The sequence below is a fragment of the Amycolatopsis sp. NPDC051071 genome (assembly GCF_040682875.1).
Lineage (GTDB): Bacteria > Actinomycetota > Actinomycetes > Mycobacteriales > Pseudonocardiaceae > Amycolatopsis.
The window spans coordinates 16,809-39,220 of sequence record NZ_JBFBBY010000038.1; the positions used below are offsets into that span (position 1 = coordinate 16,809).

Genomic DNA, 22,412 nt, shown 5'->3' on the forward strand with positions numbered 1-22,412 from the left:
ACCATCCGCTGACCTGGGAGAACGCCCTGTGATCACGTCCGTGCCCTTGCTCGACGCTGACCAGATTGCCCGCTTGCCCGAGCGTGCCCGGGAGGTGGTCGAGTACCGCAAGAGCGGTCTGAGCCTCAATCACATCCAAGGTTGTTCGCTCGGGTGCGCCTACTGCATCCGGCACACCTACGGCCTATGGGACGAGAACAAACCTGTCGCGCTCATGAGCGACGCCCAGGCCGTCGAGGAGCTGGTCAGCCACCGCTACTTCCAGCCGCACGTCACGCCGATTCAGCTGTTCAACCGGGCGACTGAGCCGTTCTTGCCGAAGGTTCGGCCACACACCTTTGCTGTCCTTGAAGAGCTGGACGCCCGCGAGCTGACCAACCACGTGCTTGTCATTACCCGGCACCAGCTCAAGCTTGACGACATCGACCGACTCAACCAGTTCCACAACCTCAAGGTGACGTTGCTGTTCACCTATTCCGGTATCGACAACAAGGACGTCGAGCCGTACCCGTCGCACGTTGCGGCCGACTCCCTGAAGCGCATGAGCGCCCCGGCTATCCGCACGTACCGCACGGTCTTGTACTGGCGTCCATTGGTCGCCGGCTTGAACGACACCGACGAGCACCTGGCCGCCGCGCACGAGCTGAGCAAGCACGCCGACGCCACTGTGTTTACCGGGCTCTTCTACCGGGACCAGATAGCCGAATACTACAAGGCCAACAAGCTCCCCGAGCCCTATGAGGACACCGCCCGCCGCAAGATCGTGCCTGAGACCTTGGAACGTCGCGTACTCGACGCCTTCTCGAACTCGTCGACCTTGTTCCGCAAGACCTCGTGCGCCGTCTCCTACGCCCATGGCCTTCCTGACTACAGCGGCCACTACGGCATACGGGAGCTGTGCGACATCTGCCCGTTAAGTCAGCTCGAACTCTGCGCCGAGGCTCACCGTGTCCCGTCCGCCGAAGACATACACCAAGTTGCCCGCGTGTTGCCGGAAGCCGACGAGCTTCACGTCGTAGACATCTCTGAACGGGCGGCAATCGTGTCCGGCCTGGCCGTCGAGCAGCCGCGCTACTTCCTTCAGCACACGCTCGGCTTCCAGGTACACGACCAACAACACCCGCACCACGCGAACCGGCATGGTCGCGCGGATATCGGATGGAAGGGGAAGTCATCATGACCGACTGGACCAAGTTGAACTACGTGGTTGTCGATGTCGAGGGCAACGGCACACAGCCGCCCGACTTGGTCGAGCTGGCCGCGGTGCCGATAGTCGACGGGATCATCGGGGAGCCTGCAAGCTGGTTGGTTCGCCCTGACCTTCCCATCACCTACTTCGCTCGGAAGATCCATGGGATTACCAACGAGCAGTTGACCGACTCCCCTGTGTTCGCCTACATCGAGGCCGATGTGCTCAAGGCGTTGGACGCTTCGGCCCTCATCGCCCACAACGCGCATGTTGATGTGGGCGTGCTTCAACGCAAGCTCGGCGACTGGGAGTGCCCCGAGGTATTCGACACGCTCAAGCTGGCTCGGCGCCTGCTCCCTGGACGCAAGACCTACAAGCTCGGCTCGCTGGTCGAAGAGTTCGACCTTGCAAGCGGGCTGGAAGCTGAGGACCAACCGCACCGGGCCAAGTACGACGCCGTGGTGGCGGCAAGGCTCTTCGTTCATCTGGCAGACCGGCGGACGCTGGAAGAACTGCGCGACCAACCAACTGGAGGGAGCCCTGATGACGCCTCGGTTCTCTTCTGACCGCAAGCACGGCTTGTTCGTCAGCGTCGACGGACCAGGCGGTGCGGGGAAGACCACGATCGTTCGCCACTTGGCTCAAATGCTTGTGGCCCACGGTGCACACGTACACGTCACCGCGGAGCCGTCCACCAAAACCATTGGACAGCTGGCCTACGAGCTGACGCCGACCGTCACCGGCCACGCGCTGGCCTGCCTCTACGCTGCCGACCGCTACCACCACGTCGAGACCGAGATTAGGCCGCTCCTACGGGCGGGCAACATCGTCATCTCCGACCGTTACCTTGCCTCCGGGCAAGTCGTTCAGCGCTTCGACGGCGTTGACCCCGTCTTCCTCTGGCAACTCAACGAAGAGGTCGAACGACCAGACCTCACCGTCATCCTCGAGGCCGACCCGAACGTCATCACCGAGCGGCTGAGCGAACGAGGGCCGCACAACCGCTTCCAGCTCGCGCCCGACAGTAGCCACGCCGAGGTCAAGTTCTACCGCGAAGCCACCGACACCCTGATCGAGGCAGGTTTCGACGTCATGCGGGTGGACTGCAGCAGTCGCCCGCCAGAGCAGTCCGCGGCGCTCATCCGCAATCGACTGACAGCTCTCCTCGCACCGAACGAGGTGCTTAGCTGATGAACGACTCCGTCACCGAGGAACGATGGACCCGTTGCAATCGCCGGAAGCTACAGCCGTCAGCAGTACACCGACGCCGTCTTCGTCTTCAATCGAACGAACGTCAGCGCCGCCCGCGTCCTCGATGACACCTACGCGTTCATCGTGGAGTCCAGAGCAGACTGGAGCGCTTGAGCAGTGAACGCGCTCGCACAACTGAGCAGTCAACTGCCCGCGCCAGCCAACGTTCCCCGGATGCGTGAAGAGCCCCGGTTTCATGCCTCACTCGACCTGGTAGCGCTCCCCACAGCCGTCCCCGTTGCCCGCATGTTCATCGCCGACACCCTGCACCGCTGGCACGCCCTGTTCATCGAAGAGCATATGGAAGCCGTGGCCGCCGAGCTGGTGTCCCTCGCCGTCGCGGCAACCGGACCGGCCGCAGGGACGAGCTGGTCAGACCTCACCGAGCTCAACCGATCACCTTGCGAATGCTCGGTTACCGGCGATACATCGTCTTCGAGGTCACCGACGCGCACGATGAAGCGCTCGTTCTACCCGATCACTGCCACGTGGATGAGTCGACCGGCCTTGGCCTGGTCGACGCCCCGGCTGACCGATGGGGTTCATTCGTGGCACCACGGGGTCGGGTGATCTGGGCTCGGATGGTGATCACCCGAGGCAAGGGCAACGGTGGCGAGTACTTTTACTTCTTCTGTCGCGGCCGTCAGAAACACCTCTGCGACCTGCCATATCTCAGCATCGCCAAACTGGAGGCTGCCGTCGAGCGCCACCTGGGCACCGTGCGCCTGTCCAACGCCTTCCAGACGCGGTGATAACAAAAGCACCTCCAACCTCGGTGAGGATGAAGGTGCTTTTGATCTTGCTTACCGACGCGGAACTACTCTCCGTGGTCCTTGCGGACCACGGTTCAAGTAAGACCGCGCTGGTGGAGGTGCCGGGAATTGAACCCGGGTCCTCTGGCGTATCATCAGGGCTTCTCCGTGCGCAGTCCGCTATGTCTCTACTTGGCCCCTTCAGTCACGCGAACAAGCTGAAGTGACGAGCCCAGCCACTGTTTGATTCCCAATCACACACCGTAGCCGAATGTGACGGTAAGCCTCCTAGCTGATGCCGGTGACCGGGTCGGAGGCAACCCCGGACCGACAGAGTTGCTCTACTGCTTAGGCAGCAAGAGCGAACTCGCGCTGGCTCTTAGGCTCGGCGCTTATTGGTTTGCGATGACGCTTACGGTGGTCTCTCGCCTGCACCGGCACGCTTCTCCTGATTCAACGTCCAAAGTCGAAACCGTTCACCCCCTTGGTGGGACACAACCTCTACAGCATAACGCGGACGGCAACCGGGTTAATCCCGCAGGTGGGGCTAACCCCACCTGGGAGATGCCCGCGGGCACCATGTCGCCTGCCTCTCCCTGGCGCGATGCTTGTCTCATCGAACCGGAGAGGAGCACGACCATGAGTTCGCTAGCGGCCGAGCGGGAGCTGAGCAGGTCCGATCCGTCGTTCGGCGGCTCGCTGGTCTACCTGCTGATGAACCTGCCGATGGGCATCCTCGCGTTCGCCCTCCTGATGTCGTTCATCTGGCTGGGCATCGGCACGGCGGTCGTCTGGATCGGGCTCCCGATCCTCGCGCTGGTGATCCTGTCGGTCCGCGGGGCGGCCCGGATGGAACGCGCCCGGGTGTACGCGCTGCTGGACCGCTACATCGACCTGCCGTACCTCCCGCTGCCCGTCGCCGGCCAGTCCGTGCGCTGGAAGGCACGCCTGAAGGACCGGTCGACCTGGCGCGACCTCGGTTACTTCTTCGTCTTGTTCCCGGTCGGGATCATCGAGTTCGTGCTGGTCACGGCGTTCTGGTCGACCAGTCTCGGCCTCGCGGGCCTGCCGATCTACTACCGCTTCCTGCCGGACGGCGTCTACCGCTTCCCCAGCTGGGACGTTCCCTGGTTCACGGTCGACTCGACGATCTCGGCGCTGCCCTGGGCGGCTCTCGGGGTGCTCTGCGTCGCCCTCTCGGTAGCGTTGACGAAGGCGTTGGCGGGAGCACACGCCCGGCTGGCGACGGCGTTGCTCGGGCCCACTCACGCCCAGCGCCGCCGTCTGGAAGATTCTTGGAGCGGGGTTCCGACGATGAGCACGGTGAACGGATGACGATCGACCAGCAAGTGCAGCAGGCAGGGATACCGCGGCCGCGTCCGATGCGGTCGATCGCGTACATGTTCGTCAGCTTCGTCTTCCGGCTGCTCCAGTTCATTTTGATCATCGTCGGCCTGTCGGTCGGCATCGCGACGGCGGTGGTGTGGATCGGCTTCCCGATCCTCATGGTCACGACCAACTTCATCCGCTGGTCCGCCGACCGGGAGCGGGGCTGGGCGCGGAAGATGCTCGAAACTCCGCTAGAGCCGATCGAGCGCCTCCCCGTCGAGGGACTTTCGCTGGTCAAACGCTGGCTGACCCGGCTGACCGACCCGACGACGTGGCGCGACCTCGCCTACCTGATGGTGGCGTTCCCGCTGGCCTGCGTGGAGTTCCCGATCGCGATCGCGTCGATCGTGCTGCTGCCCATGGCGATCTGGGTGACCCCGTGGGTCGGGTGGCTGCACGGCAACCTGGCGTACTCGCTGCTCGGCCCGAACCGCACCCAGAAACTGGAGCAGAAGGCGGAGCACCTGCAGGCGTCACGGGCCCGCGGTGTCGACGCGGCCGAGGCCGAACGCCGCCGCATCGAGCGTGACCTGCACGATGGCGCCCAGCAGCGCCTGGTCGCCGTCGCGATGAGTCTCGGCCGCGCGAAGTCGAAGTTCGACCACGACCCGGACGCCGTCCGCGAACTGATCGACGAGGCGCATCTCGACGCCAAACTCGCGGTGTCCGAACTGCGCGACCTCGCCCGCGGCATCTACCCCGCCGTGCTCGGCGACCGCGGGCTCGACGCGGCGCTGTCCGCGCAGGCCGCGAAGTCGCCGATCCACGTCGACGTGAAGGTGGACGTCGAACCGCGCCCGCCGGCCGCGGTGGAGACAACGGCGTACTTCATCGTCGGCGAGACGCTGACGAACATCGCGAAGCACTCCGGAGCGACCGAAGCGGGCGTGAAGGTGTCGCGTACCGACTCGATGGTGATCGTCGAGATCACCGACAACGGGCACGGCGGCGCCGAAGTGCGCCCCGGTGGCGGTCTCGCCGGGCTCGCCGACCGGGCGGCCACGATCGACGGCGTGATCACCGTCGTCAGCCCGTTAGGCGGCCCGACGGTGATTCGGGCGGACCTGCCCTGCCAGTGGTGACCCGCTCGTGAGTGAATAGGCTCTGCCATTCACTCACGACGCTGGGGGCAGCATGCGGGTTGTCATCGCCGAAGACGCGGTTCTGTTGCGCGAAGGCGTGATCCGCCTGCTCGCCGACGAGAACATCGAGACCGTCGCGGCCGTGGACAACGGCGAAGACCTCCTGGGCGCGGTCAAGGAGCACCGGCCGGATCTCGCGATCGTCGACGTGCGGATGCCACCCACCTTCACCGACGAGGGCCTGCGTGCCGCGCTCGGCGCCCGTGACGCCATCCCCGGCCTCCCCGTCCTGGTGCTTTCCCAGTACGTGGAGGAAAGTTACGCCGTCGAGCTGCTGTCCGGTGGCGCCGGCGGTGTCGGCTACCTGCTCAAGGAGCGCGTCGCGGACGTCGGGGACTTCCTCGACGCGGTGAAGCGGGTCGCCGGCGGCGGGACGGCCATCGACCCGGACGTCATCGCGCAACTGATGGCGCGTGGCCGCAAGAACCCGCTCGACGCGCTCACCGCCCGCGAGTCCGAGGTGCTGGGGCTCATGGCGCAGGGCCTGTCGAACACCGCGATCGCGAAGTCGCTCGTCGTCTCCCACGGCGCCGTCGAGAAGCACATCGGCAACATCTTCTCGAAACTCGGCCTCGAAGCGAGCTCCGTGGAACACCGCCGGGTCCGCGCGGTCCTCACCTACTTAGGACGCTGACCTGGGGGAAGAGAGCAAGGGACCTTTGCTATCGCCTCCCGGCCCGCCCCGGTACCGGCACCGAAGTAGCTCTTGGTGGCGAAGCGGTCACTCACCTAACATTGGCAGACTGTTGGTGAGCGACCAGCCGAGCCGAGGAGGACCCATGACCGACCGGCCCTCCCATCACGCGCGTTTCTTCGGCGGCCCCCTCGACGGGCGTGTCCAGGAACTCGGTGACACCGAACCGATCGCGGGCACCGTGCTCAAGCATGTCCATCTGCACGACGGCCCGAAGATCGAAACCCGTTACGAACTCGGCCTCGCCGAGGACGACTGCTGGGAGTTCCGGCTGTGCGCCGCTCCGGTTCCGGAGCCCGCGCCTCGGCCGGAACCCGAGACCGACGGTGTGGGGTAGGGAAAACCTCACCTTCGACGGGCGAAAACAAGAAGACGGATACGGCGGCCCGCACCGCTGTTTCACCAGTCCTGAAGTACCAGGCTTCTTTCCATGCACACGAGCCAGAAGCCGGGCCGGGACCGGTTCCTCGACATCGTCCGAGCGGTCGCGATCCTCGCGGTCGTCGTTCAGCACTGGGGTATGCCGGTGCTCTCCTACTCCGACGGTCACCTCGCCACCGGCAACGCACTCGCGACCCCCGGCTGGTGGGTGCTCACCTGGGCTTCGCAAGTGATGCCACTCGTTTTCTTCGCCGGTGGCGCGGCGAACCTGATCTCGCTCAACCGCGCGGAAAGTTCGCGCTCCTGGCTCGCGGCCCGCCTCAAGCGGCTGATGGTGCCGGTGCTGCCGCTCGTGGGCGTCTGGCTGTTCGTCCCGGACATCCTGCGCGGTATGGGCATCCCGGAGCAGCCGCTGCAGGTCGGCGGCGCGATCGCCGCGCAGTTGCTGTGGTTCCTTGCCGTCTACGTGCTCACCGTGCTGCTCACCCCGCTGCTGGCCGCCGCACACCGCCGCTGGGGCCTCAAGGTCCCGCTCGCGATGCTCGCCGCCGCCGTCCTCGTCGACGTCGCCCGCTTCAACGACCTCGGCCTGATCGGTTTCGCGAACGCGATCTTCGTCTGGATGGCCGTGCACCAGCTCGGTTTCCACTACACGCAAGGCCGTCTTGGCTCGATGGGCCGCAACGCCGCGCTGGGCATGTCCGCCGCGGGCTTCGGCATCACCGCGCTGATGGTCGCCTTCGGCCCGTACCCCGCCAGCATGATCGGCATGCCGGGCGCCCCGGTGTCGAATATGAGCCCGCCGACCGTGCTGCTGGCCTTCCTCGCGATCGGCCAGATCGGTCTCCTGCTCGCCTTCAAGCCGAAGCTGAACGCCTTGGCCGCCCGCCCGAACCTCGACGCCGCGCTGAAGTGGATCGGCCCGCGGTTCATGAGCGTCTACCTGTGGCATATGCCGGCACTGATCGTCGTCGCCGGTGTCACGGTCTACGGCCTGGGTTACGAGACTCCCGAACCGGGTTCGGTGCTGTGGCTCACGATGGTCCCGGCGTGGCTCGGTGCCTGCGGGCTCGTGCTCTTCGGCCTCCTGCGGCTGTTCGACCGCTTCGAGACGCAAAGTTCCGGCCCGGCGCCCACCGCGCTCACGCCTCAGCTCGTCCTGGCCGGACTGCTGATCTCCGGCGGCCTGCTGGGACTGGCGGCGCACGGCTTCGCCCCGCTGAGCGACGGCATCACGCAAGGCCCGGTGCCGTGGGTGGCGCTGGCCATGGGCGGCTACTTCCTGGCAGGCAAGCGAATCCCGGTTTCGGAGCTGAGCGTGCGGCTGCTCGGCCGCGCGGTCTCGGTCACCGAAATGGCGCAGCTCAAACGCTGAGCAGCTTCGCGGGGGTGTCGTGCAGCACCGCCCGCAGGAACGGCTCGCCCAGGCGATCGTCGGCAGCCCAGCCGGCGATCGCCTGCAGCTGTGTGGCGTAGGGGTACGGGATGTTCGGGAAGTCGGTACCGAGCACGACGCGATCGGGGAACTCCGCCAGCAGGTCGGTCCAGTCCGGCGGCAACGGGTTGCCGCGCCGCGTGAACTCCACCCCGACCATCGTGGTGTCGAGGTACACCCGCGGATACTTGCGGGCCAGCTCGAACGCGAAGGCCATCTCGGGCATCCCGGCGTGCGCGAGCACCAGCGTCAGGTTCGGATGCCGCACCAGGATCTCTTCGAACAGCCGCAGACCGGTGTACCTACCCCGCAGCGGACCGTGTCCACAGTGGACCACCACCGGGACACCGGCGTCCGCGAGCATGCCCCAGACGCCGTCCAGCAGCTCGTCACGCGGGTCGTAGCCACCGATCTGGACGTGCGCCTTGAAGCAACGCGCGCCCGCGCGCAGGGCTCCGTCCACACCGGACACCGCGGACGGCTCCGGATAGAACGTTCCCGTCGGGACGGCGTCCGGGACCCGCTCCGCGAACTCCAGCGCCCAGGACGTCAGCCATTCGGCCATCCCGGGCTTGTGCGGATAGACCAGCGGCGCGAATTTGCGCACGCCTAGCGAACGCAGCGTTTCGACCCGCTCCTCTTCCGAAGTGCGGTAATGCACCGGCCAGGCCATGCCGTAGTGCTCTTCGGCCTGGTCGAAATAGTCCCACACCTTGTCCATGACCTGCTTCGGCAGGAAATGCAGGTGCAGGTCCACGAGCCCGTCGAGGCCCAGCGAGGAGATCCAGCCGGGGATCTCGGCATCGGACGCGGGCCCGTGGATCACTCGCTGTACCGGCCCTTCAGCGCCCGGCCCATGGCTCGGCTGATCGTGCGCTCCGCGTCCCGTTTGGCGAGGTCCTGGCGTTTGTCGTAGGACTTCTTACCCTTGGCCAGCGCGATCTCGACCTTGACCTTGCCGTCCTTGAAGTACATCGACAACGGCACCAGGGAAAGGCCGCTCTCCTTGGTCTTGCCGATGAGCCGCTCGATCTCCTTGCGGTGCAGCAGCAGTTTCCGGGTGCGCCGCGGCGTGTGGTTCGTCCAGGTGCCCTGCACGTACTCCGGGATGTGGACGTTGCGCAGCCACACCTCGCCGTCGTCCACCGTGGCGAACGCGTCGGCCAGTGATGCCCGTCCCTCACGCAGGCTCTTCACCTCGGTACCGACGAGCACGAGACCGGCTTCGTAGGTATCGAGGATGGAGTAGTCGTGCCGAGCCTTGCGGTTCGACACGATCACCTTCTGACCACGTTCTTTGGGCATGTGGCGACTCTACGTGAGTTTCTGTGCGTGAGCAGGTGGTTATCGGGCAGGCTAGTGGCGCACGTACAGACGCAGCGTCACATAGCCGGTGATGGCCGAAATGACCATCGACACGGCGAGCAGGATCGGCGCCACCGGGAACAGCAACTCGAGCATGCCGACCGCCGGGAACACGTCACCGGTGAGCACCAGGTCGAGCAGGAACACCTTGGTGAGCACCAGGAAGACAATGCCGATGAGCGCACCGACAAGGCCGGCGACCACCGCCTCCAGCAGGAACGGCAGCTGGGTGTACCAGCGGGTCGCGCCGACCAGCCGCATGATGCCGACCTCGGTGCGGCGGGTGAACGCCGACACCTGGATCGTGTTGGCGATCAGCATCAGCGCGGCGATCGCCATGATCAACGCGGCACCGAAGGCCAGGTTCCGGACACCGTTGAGCGCGTTGAACACGCGGTCCAGTGCCTTCTGCTGGTCGTCGACCTTGCTGACGCCGGGTTTGCCGGTGTACTCCTGGATGATCGCCTGGCTGCGCTCCGGGTTCTTCAGCTTCACGTGCAGCGACGCGGGCAGCGCCTCCGGCCCGGTCAGCTGAAGCAGTTCCGGCTGGCTCTCGAACATCTTCTTGAACCGCTCGAAGGACTGCTCGCGGTTCTCGAACACGACCGACTCGACGCCGTCGTTGCCCTGCAGGTCCTGGCGCAGCGACTGGCACGCCGACTGCGAGCAGTTCGGGTCACCCGCGCTGATGTCGTTGACCAGATAGACCGAAACCTCGACGTCGGCGAGGAAGTTGGCCTTCATCTTGTCGATCGTTCCGACGGCAAGCAGACCGAAGCCGAGCATGGCGAGGGAGACCGCGGTGGTGAGGATCATCGCGATGGTCATCGTGATGTTCCGGCGCAAGCCGGTGACTACCTCGCTGAAGACGAAACTGGCGCGCATCGGGGTTGATGTCCCTTGGAAGTCGTGGGTATCGGAGGAGGGCGGGGCCGGTCAGCGGCCGATGCCGTAGACGCCTCGGGCGTCGTCACGGATGACCTTGCCGAGCTGAAGCTCGACGACCCTTCGCCGCATCGAGTCCACGATCGAATGGTCGTGGGTGGCCATCAGCACCGTCGTGCCGGTGCGGTTGATCCGCTCCAGCAGCAACATGATGTCCTGGCTGGTGTCGGGGTCCAGGTTTCCCGTCGGTTCGTCGGCGAGCAGCACGAGCGGGCGGTTCACGAACGCGCGGGCGATCGCGACGCGCTGCTGCTCACCACCGGACAGTTCGTTGGGGAGACGGTCGGCCTTACCGTCGAGGCCGACGAGTTCGAGCACCTCGGGCACGACCTTGCGGATCGTGGGGCGTGGCTTGCCGATGACTTCGAGCGCGAAGGCGACGTTCTCGGCGACGGTCTTGTTCGACAGCAGCCGGAAGTCCTGGAAGACGCAGCCGATGGTCTGCCGCAGACGCGGCACCCGGCGGCGGGCGAGCTTGGCGACGTCGAAGTTGGAGACCATCACGCGGCCCTTGCTCGGAACCTCTTCGCGCAGCAGGAGACGCAGGAACGTCGACTTCCCGGATCCCGAGGGACCGATCAGGAAGACGAACTCACCTTTGTCGATCTCGACCGACACCCTTTCGAGGGCGGGACGGGTCGAGGTCTTGTAGACCTTGGAAACCTCTTCGAGCCGGATCACGGTTCGGCATACTACCCATGCCGCCCGTTAAGCCCGGGTAGCCCGGTCCCGGCGGCCAAGCGAGCAAGGGACCTTTGCTATCACTCTCTTCCGGAAAGTGATAGCAAAGGTCCCTTGCTGTCTCACGCAGGGTTGTTACGCGGCTCCGGACTGCTTGCGCCAGCGGATGCCCGCCTCGAGGAAACCGTCGATCTCGCCGTCGAGCACCGACGACGGGTTGCCGACCTCGAACTCGGTCCGCAGGTCCTTGACCATCTGGTACGGGTGCAGCACGTAGGAGCGCATCTGGTTGCCCCAGCTGGAGCCGCCGTCCTTGAGCGCGTCCATCTCGGCGCGCTCCTCTTCCTTCTTCCGCAGCAGCAGCCGCGCCTGGAGCACCTTCATCGCGGCCGCCTTGTTCTGCAGCTGCGACTTCTCGTTCTGGCACGAGACGACCACGCCGGTCGGGATATGCGTGATGCGCACCGCCGAGTCGGTCGTGTTGACGCTCTGTCCACCGGGACCGGACGAGCGGTACACGTCGACGCGGATGTCCTTCTCCGGGATGTCGACGTGGTCGACCTCCTCGACCTCGGGCATCACCTCGACATGCGCGAAGGAGGTCTGGCGGCGGCTCTGGTTGTCGAACGGCGAGATGCGCACCAGCCGGTGCGTGCCCTGCTCGACCGAGAGCGTGCCGTAGACGTAGGGGGCCGTCACCTTGAACGTCGCGGACTTGATGCCCGCCTCTTCGGCGTAGGAGATGTCGTAGACGTCCGTCGGGTAGCCGTGCCGCTCCGCCCAGCGCAGGTACATCCGCAGCAGCATCTCGGCCCAGTCGGCGGCGTCGACGCCACCGGCTTCGGACCGGATGGTGACCACGGCGTTGCGCTGGTCGTATTCACCCGACAGCAGTGTGCGGACCTCGAGGCCGTCGATGTCCTTGGTGAGCGCGGACAGCTCCGACTCGGACTCGGCCATGCTGGCGGAGTCGCCCTCGGCCTCGGCCAGTTCGTAGAGGACGCCCAGGTCGTCGAGCCGCTGCCGCAGCTCGGAGATGCGTCGCAGCTCACTCTGCCGGTGGGACAGCTGGCTGGTGACCTTCTGCGCCGCTTCAGGGTCGTCCCAGAGGTTCGGGCTGGACGCCTGTTCCTCCAGTTCGGCCACCTGGGCGCGCAACGCGTCCAGGTCCATCACCGACTCGATCTGCGTCAGCTTGCCGGCCAGGTCCTTCAGTGCCGCATCGAACTCATCACTCACGTCGGCCAAGGTTACGGCAAAACCCACGACCGGTTGCGGGTAACCGGTCGTGGGCACCTGTCCGGGTCAGGACTGGGGGATCGAATCCAGCAGTTTCAGTGCGGCTTTGGCCTGAGCCTGCGCGAACTCGGCGACGGCCTTGGCGTACGGCCCGTCGGCGGCCTTGGTGGCACCCTTGGCCTCGTCGAGCTGCTGCGTGTAGCTGGTGCGAGCCGATTCGAGCAGGCTCGAGCGCTGCTTCACCGTCAACGAACCGGCGTGCACGAGACGCAGGATCAGCGGGCTGCGGAGGTGGTCAGGACCGGCTTCGGAGGACAGCCACGTCTTGAACGCCTTCTTGCCCGCCGGGGTGATGAGGTACTGCTGGCTCGACCGCGGGCCCTGCTTGCCGAGGCGGACGAGCCCCTCCTTCGACAAGGCGGGGAGCTCCCGGTACACCTGGCTGCGGGTCACGCTGAAGAAGGCGCCGAAACGCTCACCCGCCCCCGCGACCAGTTGCCCGCCCGTGGCGGGACCGTCGTGGAGAAGACCGAGCAGTGCGGCGGCTGTTGCATTCAATTCGGACACGTCATCTACGGTCCCACTTTTCGGAACCTGTGTCCACTGTGGTCAGCGCATCTGTCCATTGTGGCTAGTGATATGCGCTCATTCGGCCCAACGCGCTACGCCCGTCCACAATGGACCGAACACGCTGCGCAACCGGCGTCGGCCACGGACAGCGGTACGTGTCCCCCGCCCCGCCCAACGAAGACCGGTGATCGACCCGGAGGGCGAACGGCCGCGGAACCGGAAATAGAAGAAGCGCGTGCCTGCGATTTCCGCAGACACGCGCTTCGTTTTCTCTGTAGCGGGGACAGGATTTGAACCTGCGACCTCTGGGTTATGAGCCCAGCGAGCTACCGAGCTGCTCCACCCCGCGTCGTTGTGTTAATAGATTACATGGGGCCGGAACGGGGTTTCAGGCGGGTACCCTTAACTTCCCGCAGGGCCGCTGACCTGGCTTTATGTTACGGCTTTGTCATCCAGCCACGCGAAGACGCCGTTGAGCACCATGGTCAGCCCGTCACCGAATCTGCCCTCGACGTCCTCATCGAAGACCCACACCGTGGGCGTCAGGTCATAACGCGGGTCCCGTTCGCCCGGAATCGGATAAACGGCCTGTTCTTCGATGGTGAAGCCGACGACGTAGCTGTAGACGGTGAACAGCGCTCGTCCAGCCAGGTACATTTCCAGCCCCGCCTCGACCCGCCCGCGGAGCGGGTTGTCGGTGAGCAGGGTGTCATCGGTCAGAAAAGTCCCCGAGAAGACCTTCGCGCCGTCACGGTAAGCGAGCATCATCCGGCGCATCTGTTGTGCCGCCAGCTCAAGGGACTCCCGCTCCCCCATACCTTCCGGAGTACGGCCCGGCATCGCGTCGGCGTACATCTGTGTCGCCATCTCGTCGAGCAGCTCCTGTTTGTTCTTCATATGCCAGTACAGCGCCGGCGCCTTGACCCCGAGCTCCTGCGCGATGAGGCGGAGCGTGAGCCCGTTGAGCCCGACGTCGTTGAGCAGCCGAAGCCCGGCGCGGACGATGTCCTGCCTGGTCAGACCCACTTTTGAACCTCTTCCCCGAACTACGGCCTTGACAGTTTAACGATGTTAAGGGCACGCTGGGCGCAGGTCAATTTAACGTTGTTAAGGAGTGGTATGAACAACCTGGGGACGGACGTCATCGTGGTCGGGGCGGGGCCGACGGGGCTGATGCTCGCGTACGAACTCGCGCTCGCCGGCGCCGATGTCGTGGTACTGGAACGGCTCGCCGAGCGGACAGGACTGTCCAAAGCACTGAACCTGCAGCCGCGCACCGCGGAAATGCTGGAGCTGCGCGGACTTCTGGACGGCGCCGAGGAGCGTTCGTTCGCGACCGTGCAGGACGGGCATTTCGCGATGATCCCAATCGACTACCACGGTTGGGACACTCGTTTCCCGTTCCAGCTGGGGATTCCGCAGGCGGAGGTCGAAGGCTTCCTGGAGGAACGGCTTGCCGCACAAGGGACAAAGGTGCTGCGCGGCGCCGAAGTAATCGATTTCGTACAGGACAAAGACTCCGTGTCTGTCCGGTACCGAACAGACAGTGGCGAAAACCGGCTGACAGCAAGGTTCCTCGTGGGCTGCGACGGCGCGCGAAGCGTTGTACGCAAAGGACTCGATGTGGACTTTCCCGGTGTGGACGGTGAAGGTTTCGGAGTCGTCGCGGACGTCCTGTTCGACAAAGCACCCGACGGTGCGCAAAAGCAGTGGCGAACGATGCGGAACGTCGGTGAGCCGACCGGTGCGACGACGTTCAAGGGCCTGATCCCGTTGGGAGAACCGGGTCTCTACCGCTTCATCTACGGCGACCGGGCCTCGCGGCCCGCGGACATGCGGTCCGCCGTCACGGTCGACGAAGTACGGCAGGCTTTGCTCGAGTGCTACGGCGAGTCGGCGACAAAGTCGGAAATTCGCTGGGTGTCACGCTTTTCCGACGCCGCGCGACAAGCGGCGCACTACCGCGACGGACGGGTCCTGCTGGCGGGCGATGCCGCGCACATCCACTTCCCCGCGGGCGGCCAGGGGTTGAACCTGGGCGTGCAGGACGCGATGAACCTCGGCTGGAAGCTGGCCGCGGTCGTACACGGCAGGGCCGGTGACGAACTGCTGGACACCTATGAGGCCGAGCGGCACCCTGTCGGCGCGGAAGTGCTGCACAACGTCGCCGCGCAGCTGGGCCTGACGCCGCGGTCTCGCGAGACTCGCGCGCTACGCGCCGTCTTCACCGACCTCGCCGCGCTGCCGGAGGTGAATCGGCACCTGTCAGGCATGGTTTCCGGCCTCGGGATCCGCTACGCGACCTACGGCACGTCGCACCCCGCCCTGGGGACGCGTCTGACGGACCAGGACATCGCGACCGACGCCGGCCCCCTGCGCCCGAGCACTCTGTTCCGCACGGGCGACTTCGTGCTCCTGACGACCACACCGGCCCACATCGACGCCGCTCGCGCCTGGTCGCCGGGCCTGACGACGCAACTGGTCACCGCCCTACCCTGGCCCGCGACCGAAGCCGTCCTGTACCGCCCCGATGGCTACTGCTGCTGGACCGCCCCCACGCGATAGCAAAGGTCCCCTGCTCCCCCGGCGATAGCAAAGGTCCCCTGCTCCCCCCGGCGATAGCAAAGGTCCCTTGCTCCCTCCGTCCGCAGCCTCAGCCACCTACGCAACCCGACCACTTGGGGGGTCCAGGGGGCGAAGCCCTCCCTGGCGGGGGTCCGGGGGTTCGACCCCCGGTGAAATGCGAAGGAGGCGTGGTCTGCGATTTCCGCAGACACACGCCTCCAACCTCTGTAGCGGGGACAGGATTTGAACCTGCGACCTCTGGGTTATGAGCCCAGCGAGCTACCGAGCTGCTCCACCCCGCGTCGTGACACCTACCTTACGCCTGCGTTTCGGGCAGGCGCAAAGCAGGTGCCCTTTTGGTAACCGACGTCACCCTCCGGGCTGTCCGGTGGGCGGCGGTGCGCTGGATGCCGGGGGGCTGGCCTTGGCCGACTCGTAGGCTTTGGAGGCGGCTTCGAGCGCGGCGAGGGCGGCTCCTTGGTCGGCGTAGTTGCCGGCCTGCTGGGCGGCGCGGAACTTGAGCCAGGCGTCGTGCATGTCGCCGGAGGCCTTGTCGAGTGCCGGGTTTCCGCTGGCGGGCGGTTGCGTTGTCGTCGGTCCCGGCGGTAGCGGTGTCGTGGGCCCGGGGGTGCCGCCGGACTGAGGCGGTGTGACGCCGGAACCTGTGCCTGCCCCGAAGACCTGGTCCAGGGCCTCGTTCAGGGTCGGCGCGAAGCCGATCTTGGTGCCGTAGGAGACCAGGACGCGAGCCAGCTGCGGATAGCTCAACTGGTTCCGTTGCCGGATGTAGACCGGTTCCACGTAGAGGAATCCGTTGGCGACGGGCAGTGTGATCAGGTTTCCGTAGGTGACCGTGACGTTCGGGTTGTTGAACAGGGTCCGGTCCTGCGCGACCCGCGGGTCACTTTGGAATCTGTTCTGGACCTGGACTGGGCCGTCGACCTGGGTGGCGCCGCTCGCACCTGTCGGCAGTCTGAGGACCCGCATCTTCCCGTAGTCCTCGGGATCCGAGGACACCGACATCCAGGCGGCCAGGTACTGCCGTTGGAGACCGGTCAGTGAACTGGTGAGCTGGAACCGCGACTTGGAGTCGCCGGGCGCGGTGGCCAGCACGTAGTAGCCGGGCTGGTTGGCGATGCCGGACGCGGACGCGTTCACGCCGCCTTCCTGCGTCGGGTCCTGCGGAACGCTCCAGAACGCCTGCTGGGCGTAGAACTCGGCCGGGTTGTTCACGTGGTACTTCGAAAGAAGTTCCCGCTGCACCTTGAAGAGGTCTTCGGGGTAGCGGAAGTGCGACCGCAGGTCCGGCGAAATATCGCTACTCGGCTTGACCAGGCCCGGGAAAACCTTCTTCCAGGCGTTAAGCACGGGCTCGTTGTCCTCGACGCCGTACAGGTTCACGGTGCCGTCGAACGCGTCGACGGTGGCCTTGACCGAGTTGCGGATGTAGTTGATCGAGGAGTTCGCCTGGCGGGTGGTACCGCTGAGCGAGTCGTTGGTGGCCTGCCCGAGCTGGGTCTGCTGGGCGTACGGGAAATTGTTCATCGTCGTGTAGCCGTCGACGATCCAGATGATCTTCCCGTTGACGACCGCCGGGTAGGGGTCGCCGTCGAGGGTCAGCCACGGGGCGACCTTGGCGACACGATCCCGCGGCTCGCGGTTGAACATGATCTTGGATCCGTCGCCGATGGCGTCGGAGAACAGGATGTTCCGTTCCCCGTACTCGGCGGCGAAGACCAGCCGGTTGAACCAGTTGTCGATCGACACGCCGCCGGAGCCCTTGTAGATGTAGGCGCGGTCGACGGCGGTGTCGTACTCGCCCGGCGCCTGACCGGCCTTGCCGCCGACGATCGCGTACGCGGCGTCGGTCGCGAGCTCGCCGTAGTAGATGCGGGGCTCGTCGACCTTGATGCCCGGCTTACCAGGGTCGGTCGCGCCGGCGCCGGTCGGGTTCTGGGTGTCACTGGTGGTGGCGATCGGGTAGCCGCCGTCGGAGTTGGCGTCCTTCAGCGCGCGGTCGATCGTGTTGGCAGGCGCGGCGACGAAGCCGTTTCCGTGCGTGTAGACGAGGTGCTTGTTGATCCAGTTCGTCTGGTTGCCGGTGAGACCCTCGGTCTTGATTTCCTTCGCCGCGACGATGTAGTCCTGCGTGACCCCGTTGAGCGTGTACCGGTCGATGTCGAGCTTGGACGGGAAGCCGTAGAAGTTCTCACGGCCGACGCGCTGGGTGAAGGTGTCGCTGAGGACGTTCGGGTCGAGGAGCCGGATGTTCGGGACGGTCCCCTTGTCGGCCTTGATCTCCGCGGAGGTCGCCTCGGACTTGCCGGTGTAGTCCTTGTACTCGACGTCGGTGAGTCCGAACGCCTGGCGCGTCGCGTCCATGTTGCGCTGGATCGACGCGGATTCCTTCTCGTTCGCGTTCGGGCGCACCGAGAACTGGTCGAGCACCGCGGGCCACGCGACGCCGACGAGCACGTTCGACAGGATCAGCAGCACCAGTGCGATCGCGGGCAGCTGCAGGTTGCGCAGGAACGCGCCGGCGAAGAACGCGACGGCACAGATCACCGAGATGCACAGGAGGATCAGCTTCGCGGGCAGTACCGCGTTCAGGTCGGTGTAGGTCGCACCGACGAACAGCGGCGCTCCTCGATCGGAGAGCAGCAGGTTGTAGCGGTCGAAGAAGTACTCGACCGCCTTCAGCAGCACGAAGATGCCGATGGTGATGGCGAGCTGCGCGCGGGTCGGGCCGGCGAGCTGGCCGCCCTTGCCCGCGAGCCGGATGCCACCGAAGACGTAGTGCGAGATCAGCGCGCCGAAGAACGCGATGACGACCGCGATGAACAGCCAGCCCAGTAGCCAGTTGTAGAACGGCAGGTCGAAGGCGTAGAAGCCGACGTCGTTGCCGAACTCGGGATCGGTCTGGCCGAACGGCGTGCCGTTGAGGAACAGCTGCACGACCTGCCAGTCGCTCTGCGCGGACGCGCCGGCGATGAGCCCGGTCAGCACCGGGATGCCGATGCCGAACAGGCGGATGCGGCCGACGATCGCGGACCGGTAGCGCGCGAGCGGGTCGTCATTGCCGGAGATCGGCACGAAGACAGGCCTGGTGCGGTACGCGATCATCAAACTGACCGCGAGCGCACCTCCTACCAAGATGCCGACGGCGAAGAACAGCACGACCCTGGTGATCAACACCGTGCTGAACACCGTCCGGGCTTCGACCTCGCCGAACCACAGCCAATCGACGTAGGTGTCCAGCAGTCTCGCGCCCAGCAGCAGCGCCAAGATGACTACGGCGGCGATGATGAGCAGGATCCGGCTGCGCCGGGACAGCTTCGGCAGGCTCACGGGGGGCCGAGTGGCCACTGCACACGCTCCTGGTTTGGTGAACTTTTAGCGGAGGCGCGCGTACCGCGTGCGGCCCCTGATGCTCTAACTCTACGGATGCCGTCGGAAGTTCCCGGAACCCGCCCAAACCGGACTCGGAAGGACGCGGTCGAGGTGGCCTGGAACGATGACCCCATGGCACCGAGTGAGCAGCAGGGCGTGGCCGGCCTGGCCCGCGAAGTAGAGGAGTTCGTCGCCTCCGGCGGATGGGACCAGCCGCCGCAGCTTTTCGCGCTGGTTCCGACCGCCGCGCTGCTGGACGAGCAGCCCGAACTGGCCGGGCAACTGGACCCCACGGCCCCGCTCACGCCGGTCGCCCAGGAGTCGTTGCCGGACGGTGACCTCGGTGAGGCGCTGGCGCAGATCGCTTGGCCGGATTTGGTGCTGGGGTGCGCGCTCGCACAGGAGATCATCGTGCTCCCGCCGGATGCCGAGGCCGAACTCCCCGTCGTGCCCGAGACCGATTCCGAACGCCTGCGCCAGGCGGCCGCCGACCACCCGCGCCGCACCGAAGCCCGGCTCGTGGCCGCGGTACTGCGTGACGGCGCCGGAGCCTGCGTCATGCGGCTTCGCGGAGCCGGGCAGCCTGGCGAAAGCGGCGAAGGCCCTGTCGACGAGATCATCGAAAACCCGGAGCTGGCTCCCAACCTGCTCGAGGCCCTCAAAGCGACCCTGCAGCCCTGACCTGGCAAAAGAGAGCAAGGGACCTTTGCTATCGCCCGGCGCTCGTCCCGGCCAGTGATAGCAAAGGTCCCTTGCTCTCTTCAGGTGCACAGGCGATAGCAAAGGTCCCTTGCTCTCTTCAGGTGCACAGGCGATAGCAAAGGTCCCTTGCTCCCCCCGCGATCAGCAGGAGGCGGTCGGCCGTCCCGCCTTCAGGTTCTCGAGCTGCACGATCGCCTCGTCCAACGTGGACACCTTGATCAGGTTCAGGCCGTCGGGCGCGGCTGTCTTCGCCTCGGCGCAGTTGTGCGCGGGCACGAGGAAATCGCTCGCGCCTGCCTCGCGGGCGCCGACCACCTTGAACGAGATGCCGCCGATCGCGCCGACAACGCCCTTCTCCGAGATCTCGCCCGTCCCGGCGATGTGCCTGCCGCCGGCGAGGTCGCCCTGTTCCATCTTGTCGACGATCGCGAGCGCGAACATCAGACCGGCGGACGGGCCGCCGACGTCCTGCAGCGAGATCTTCACATCGAACGGGACATCGGCGCGGTCCACCGCCGTGAGGCCCATGAAGCCTTCGGGGCCGTCGGGCCGCTGCGCGAGCGTGAGCGGCACGGTGCGTTCGGCCTGCCCGTCGGACTTGAAGGTGATCTGTACGGTCTGGCCGGGCTTGGTGCCGTTCAGCGCGGCCCGCACATCGGTCGCCTCGGCGACCGTCTTCCCGTTGACGACCGTGAGACGGTCCCCGGGCGCGAGGACCTTGTCCGCCGGACTGCCTGAAACGATGGTCTTCGTCAGCACCTTCACCGGGAACTTGCGGCGCAGCGCGGCGACTTGGGCCGCGGTCTGCGAGTCCTGCAGCTGCTGGATGTTCTCCTGCCGGACCTGCTCATTGGTCTCGCCCGGCTTGAAGTACTCCTCGCGCGGCGCCAGCGCGTACCGGCCGCTCGCCCACAGCCCGAGCGCGTTGAACAGCGTGATCCCGCCATCGCGCAACGAGACCGTCGTCATCCGCAGCTCGCCGGAGGTCTGGAACACCTCGTGCCCGTTGACCTGGATCACCGACTGTCCGGCGGCGTCCTTGCCGAGCGTGTCGTAGGTCGGGCCGGGGCTGATCGCCACATACGGCACCGGGATGAAGAATCCGACCAGCGCGAAGGCCACGAACAACGCGCCGCTGACCAGCAGTGTCCAGCCCCGTCGGGTCAACCGCCGTTCAGAGCGGTCCTGGTCACTCGCGGACCCCGCACGGCTCCGCGCTGCTGTGGTCTCCTCCGAGGGCTCTGTCACGCGTGACAGCGTACGGTGACGGTGTTCGCTTCTCGGTGAAGGCCACGCTCATCACTCCAGTTGACGAGCTCTGGGTCCCACGACCCGCGTACGGTGGTGCCATGAGCAAACCCCCGTTCGGCTTCGGACCGCCCGATCCCGACAAACGAGGCGAGAACGAGCCGTCGGACTCCGGCGGCCAGCCCTCGGGCGCCGAGGCCTTCAATCAACTCGGTCAGATGCTCAGCCAGCTGGGCCAGATGCTCAGCCAGGCCGGCAGCTCGACCGGGCCGGTCAACTACGACCTGGCGAAACAGATCGCGTTGCAGAACCTCAGCAGCACCGACAGCGCCGACGTCCAGCTCGGCTTTTCGTCGGCGGGCGGCGACTCCGGCACGGCTGTCCGTGACGCCGCCCACCTCGCGGAGCTGTGGCTCGACGCGGCCACGATCCTGCCCGCCGGCGCCTCGACGACCGTCGCCTGGTCCGCGCGCACCTGGGTCGAGAAGACCCTCCCCACGTGGCAACGCCTATGCGACCCGGTCGCCCAGCAGGTCTCCGGCGCCTGGGTCGAGGCCCTGCCCGAGGAGGCCAAGCAGGCCGCGGGCCCGCTGCTTTCGATGATGGGTCAGATGGGCGGGATGGCCTTCGGCTCCCAGCTCGGCAACGCCCTCGCTCAGTTGGCTTCCGAAGTGCTCACCTCCACCGAGGTCGGCCTTCCGCTCGGCCCCGCGGCGACCTCCGCGCTCCTGCCGGCGAACATCGAGAAGTTCACCGAGGGCCTGGAGCTGCCGAGCAGCGAGGTGCTGGTCTTCATCGCCGCACGCGAGGCCGCCCACCAGCGGCTGTTCGCCCACGTCCCCTGGCTGCGGCAGCGGCTGCTGGCCACTGTCGAGGAGTTCGCGAGCGGCATCTCCGTCGACACGTCGGCGCTGGAGCAGCTCGCCGGGCAGATCGACCCGTCGAACCCGGCCAGCATCGAAGAGGCCATGTCGTCCGGCCTGCTCGAGCCCCAGACCTCACCGGAGCAGAAGGCGGCGCTGAACCGCCTTGAAACCCTGCTCGCCCTGGTCGAAGGCTGGGTCGACGTCGTGGTCGCCGAGGCCATCGGCGACCGCCTCCCTGGCGCGGACGCGCTCCGGGAGACGTTGCGCCGCCGACGGGCCACCGGCGGCCCGGCCGAGCAGACCTTCGCCACCCTTGTCGGGCTCGAGCTTCGGCCGAGGCGGATGCGGGCCGCTTCCGCGCTGTGGAAGCTGGTCGGCGACCAGCACGGCATCGAGAAGCGGGACGGCCTCTGGTCCCACCCCGACCTCATGCCGACCGCCGAGGACCTCGACGAACCACTCGACTTCGCCGAACGCCTCGGCGACGGCGAGTCGACTCTCGAAGGCATCGACCCGATCGCCGAGATCGAGCGCACCGAGCGCGAGAAGCAGAAGCCCGAGAACGACAAGGGCTCCGACAAGGGCGACGACGACAAGAACTGAGGCAC

Annotated in this window: 22 protein-coding genes, 2 tRNA genes and 1 other RNA gene; 13 read left to right on the forward strand and 12 right to left on the reverse strand. The window is 66.3% G+C overall.

The annotated features are described in order from the left end of the window. Positions 1–40 precede the first annotated feature (40 nt). From AB0M65_RS15220 to AB0M65_RS15240, 5 genes are all read left to right on the forward strand, one after another. The gene (locus AB0M65_RS15220) at positions 41–1,180 is read left to right on the forward strand and encodes a radical SAM protein (RefSeq protein WP_364027203.1); all 1,140 of its coding nucleotides are present in this window, start codon (positions 41–43) and stop codon (positions 1,178–1,180) included. Beyond that, a complete protein-coding gene (locus AB0M65_RS15225; RefSeq protein ID WP_364027206.1) occupies positions 1,177–1,755 on the forward strand; it encodes a 3'-5' exonuclease in 579 nt (192 codons plus the stop codon). The genes AB0M65_RS15220 and AB0M65_RS15225 overlap by 4 nt, the downstream gene beginning before the upstream one ends. Further along, positions 1,733–2,380: a dTMP kinase gene (gene tmk, locus AB0M65_RS15230; protein ID WP_364027209.1), complete on the forward strand. Its 648-nt coding sequence runs from the start codon at positions 1,733–1,735 to the stop codon at positions 2,378–2,380. The genes AB0M65_RS15225 and tmk overlap by 23 nt, the downstream gene beginning before the upstream one ends. A 234-nt stretch (positions 2,381–2,614) precedes the next feature. After that, positions 2,615–3,010, forward strand: a complete 396-nt coding sequence (locus tag AB0M65_RS15235; protein ID WP_364027212.1) for a hypothetical protein — start codon at positions 2,615–2,617, stop codon at positions 3,008–3,010. 11 nt (positions 3,011–3,021) lie between these two features. Continuing rightward, positions 3,022–3,192, forward strand: a complete 171-nt coding sequence (locus tag AB0M65_RS15240; RefSeq protein WP_364027215.1) for a hypothetical protein — start codon at positions 3,022–3,024, stop codon at positions 3,190–3,192. Between the two features lie 111 nt (positions 3,193–3,303). Here AB0M65_RS15240 and ssrA read toward each other — a convergent pair. Beyond that, positions 3,304–3,676, reverse strand: a transfer-messenger RNA (tmRNA) gene (gene ssrA / locus AB0M65_RS15245). A gap of 155 nt (positions 3,677–3,831) precedes the next feature. Here ssrA and AB0M65_RS15250 point away from each other — a divergent pair. From AB0M65_RS15250 to AB0M65_RS15270, 5 genes are all read left to right on the forward strand, one after another. Continuing rightward, a complete protein-coding gene (locus AB0M65_RS15250; RefSeq protein ID WP_364027218.1) occupies positions 3,832–4,527 on the forward strand; it encodes a sensor domain-containing protein in 696 nt (231 codons plus the stop codon). Next, positions 4,524–5,663, forward strand: coding sequence for a sensor domain-containing protein (locus tag AB0M65_RS15255; protein ID WP_364027221.1), 1,140 nt, complete (start codon positions 4,524–4,526; stop codon positions 5,661–5,663). The genes AB0M65_RS15250 and AB0M65_RS15255 overlap by 4 nt, the downstream gene beginning before the upstream one ends. Positions 5,664–5,715: 52 nt before the next feature. Then, on the forward strand, positions 5,716–6,357 hold the full coding sequence (locus AB0M65_RS15260) for a response regulator transcription factor (protein ID WP_364027224.1): 642 nt from the start codon (positions 5,716–5,718) through the stop codon (positions 6,355–6,357). 145 nt (positions 6,358–6,502) lie between these two features. Continuing rightward, positions 6,503–6,754, forward strand: a complete 252-nt coding sequence (locus tag AB0M65_RS15265; protein WP_364027227.1) for a hypothetical protein — start codon at positions 6,503–6,505, stop codon at positions 6,752–6,754. A 93-nt stretch (positions 6,755–6,847) separates the two neighbouring features. Next, a complete protein-coding gene (locus tag AB0M65_RS15270) occupies positions 6,848–8,173 on the forward strand; it encodes an acyltransferase (RefSeq protein WP_364027230.1) in 1,326 nt (441 codons plus the stop codon). Here AB0M65_RS15270 and AB0M65_RS15275 read toward each other — a convergent pair. From AB0M65_RS15275 to AB0M65_RS15310, 8 genes are all read right to left on the reverse strand, one after another. Continuing rightward, on the reverse strand, positions 8,163–9,059 hold the full coding sequence (locus AB0M65_RS15275) for an amidohydrolase family protein (RefSeq protein ID WP_364027233.1): 897 nt from the start codon (positions 9,057–9,059) through the stop codon (positions 8,163–8,165). The two genes, AB0M65_RS15270 and AB0M65_RS15275, sit on opposite strands and share 11 nt — an antisense overlap. Further along, positions 9,056–9,538 carry an SsrA-binding protein SmpB gene (smpB, locus tag AB0M65_RS15280; RefSeq protein ID WP_364027236.1) on the reverse strand — a complete coding sequence of 161 codons (483 nt, stop codon included), beginning with the start codon at positions 9,536–9,538 and terminating at the stop codon, positions 9,056–9,058. Before smpB ends, AB0M65_RS15275 begins: the two co-directional genes overlap by 4 nt. Positions 9,539–9,589: 51 nt before the next feature. Next, positions 9,590–10,483 (reverse strand): permease-like cell division protein FtsX, encoded by an 894-nt coding sequence (gene ftsX / locus AB0M65_RS15285; RefSeq protein ID WP_364027239.1) that lies wholly within the window; start codon positions 10,481–10,483, stop codon positions 9,590–9,592. A gap of 51 nt (positions 10,484–10,534) precedes the next feature. After that, complete coding sequence (gene ftsE / locus AB0M65_RS15290) at positions 10,535–11,224, reverse strand: cell division ATP-binding protein FtsE (RefSeq protein ID WP_005168409.1); 690 nt, start codon at positions 11,222–11,224, stop codon at positions 10,535–10,537. A 135-nt stretch (positions 11,225–11,359) separates the two neighbouring features. Then, positions 11,360–12,463 (reverse strand): peptide chain release factor 2, encoded by a 1,104-nt coding sequence (prfB, locus tag AB0M65_RS15295; protein ID WP_364027243.1) that lies wholly within the window; start codon positions 12,461–12,463, stop codon positions 11,360–11,362. A gap of 66 nt (positions 12,464–12,529) precedes the next feature. Next, positions 12,530–13,030 (reverse strand): helix-turn-helix transcriptional regulator, encoded by a 501-nt coding sequence (locus tag AB0M65_RS15300; RefSeq protein ID WP_364027246.1) that lies wholly within the window; start codon positions 13,028–13,030, stop codon positions 12,530–12,532. Positions 13,031–13,308: 278 nt separating this feature from the next. After that, positions 13,309–13,382, reverse strand: a tRNA-Met gene (locus tag AB0M65_RS15305). Positions 13,383–13,465: 83 nt separating this feature from the next. After that, the gene (locus AB0M65_RS15310; RefSeq protein WP_364027249.1) at positions 13,466–14,059 is read right to left on the reverse strand and encodes a TetR/AcrR family transcriptional regulator C-terminal domain-containing protein; all 594 of its coding nucleotides are present in this window, start codon (positions 14,057–14,059) and stop codon (positions 13,466–13,468) included. A 93-nt stretch (positions 14,060–14,152) separates the two neighbouring features. Between AB0M65_RS15310 and AB0M65_RS15315 the strand changes: the two genes are divergently transcribed. Beyond that, positions 14,153–15,598 carry an FAD-dependent oxidoreductase gene (locus AB0M65_RS15315; protein WP_364027252.1) on the forward strand — a complete coding sequence of 482 codons (1,446 nt, stop codon included), beginning with the start codon at positions 14,153–14,155 and terminating at the stop codon, positions 15,596–15,598. A 228-nt stretch (positions 15,599–15,826) separates the two neighbouring features. On the opposite strand, the gene AB0M65_RS15320 is transcribed toward AB0M65_RS15315, so the two are convergent. Further along, positions 15,827–15,900, reverse strand: a tRNA-Met gene (locus AB0M65_RS15320). Between the two features lie 67 nt (positions 15,901–15,967). Next, positions 15,968–18,964: a UPF0182 family protein gene (locus AB0M65_RS15325; protein WP_364027255.1), complete on the reverse strand. Its 2,997-nt coding sequence runs from the start codon at positions 18,962–18,964 to the stop codon at positions 15,968–15,970. Between the two features lie 156 nt (positions 18,965–19,120). Here AB0M65_RS15325 and AB0M65_RS15330 point away from each other — a divergent pair, with 156 nt between their 5' ends. Continuing rightward, positions 19,121–19,669 (forward strand): PPA1309 family protein, encoded by a 549-nt coding sequence (locus AB0M65_RS15330; protein WP_364027258.1) that lies wholly within the window; start codon positions 19,121–19,123, stop codon positions 19,667–19,669. A gap of 162 nt (positions 19,670–19,831) precedes the next feature. On the opposite strand, the gene AB0M65_RS15335 is transcribed toward AB0M65_RS15330, so the two are convergent. Beyond that, a complete protein-coding gene (locus AB0M65_RS15335; protein ID WP_364027261.1) occupies positions 19,832–20,938 on the reverse strand; it encodes a PDZ domain-containing protein in 1,107 nt (368 codons plus the stop codon). Between the two features lie 101 nt (positions 20,939–21,039). Between AB0M65_RS15335 and AB0M65_RS15340 the strand changes: the two genes are divergently transcribed. Further along, positions 21,040–22,407, forward strand: a complete 1,368-nt coding sequence (locus tag AB0M65_RS15340; RefSeq protein WP_364027263.1) for a zinc-dependent metalloprotease — start codon at positions 21,040–21,042, stop codon at positions 22,405–22,407. Positions 22,408–22,412: the final 5 nt, after the last annotated feature.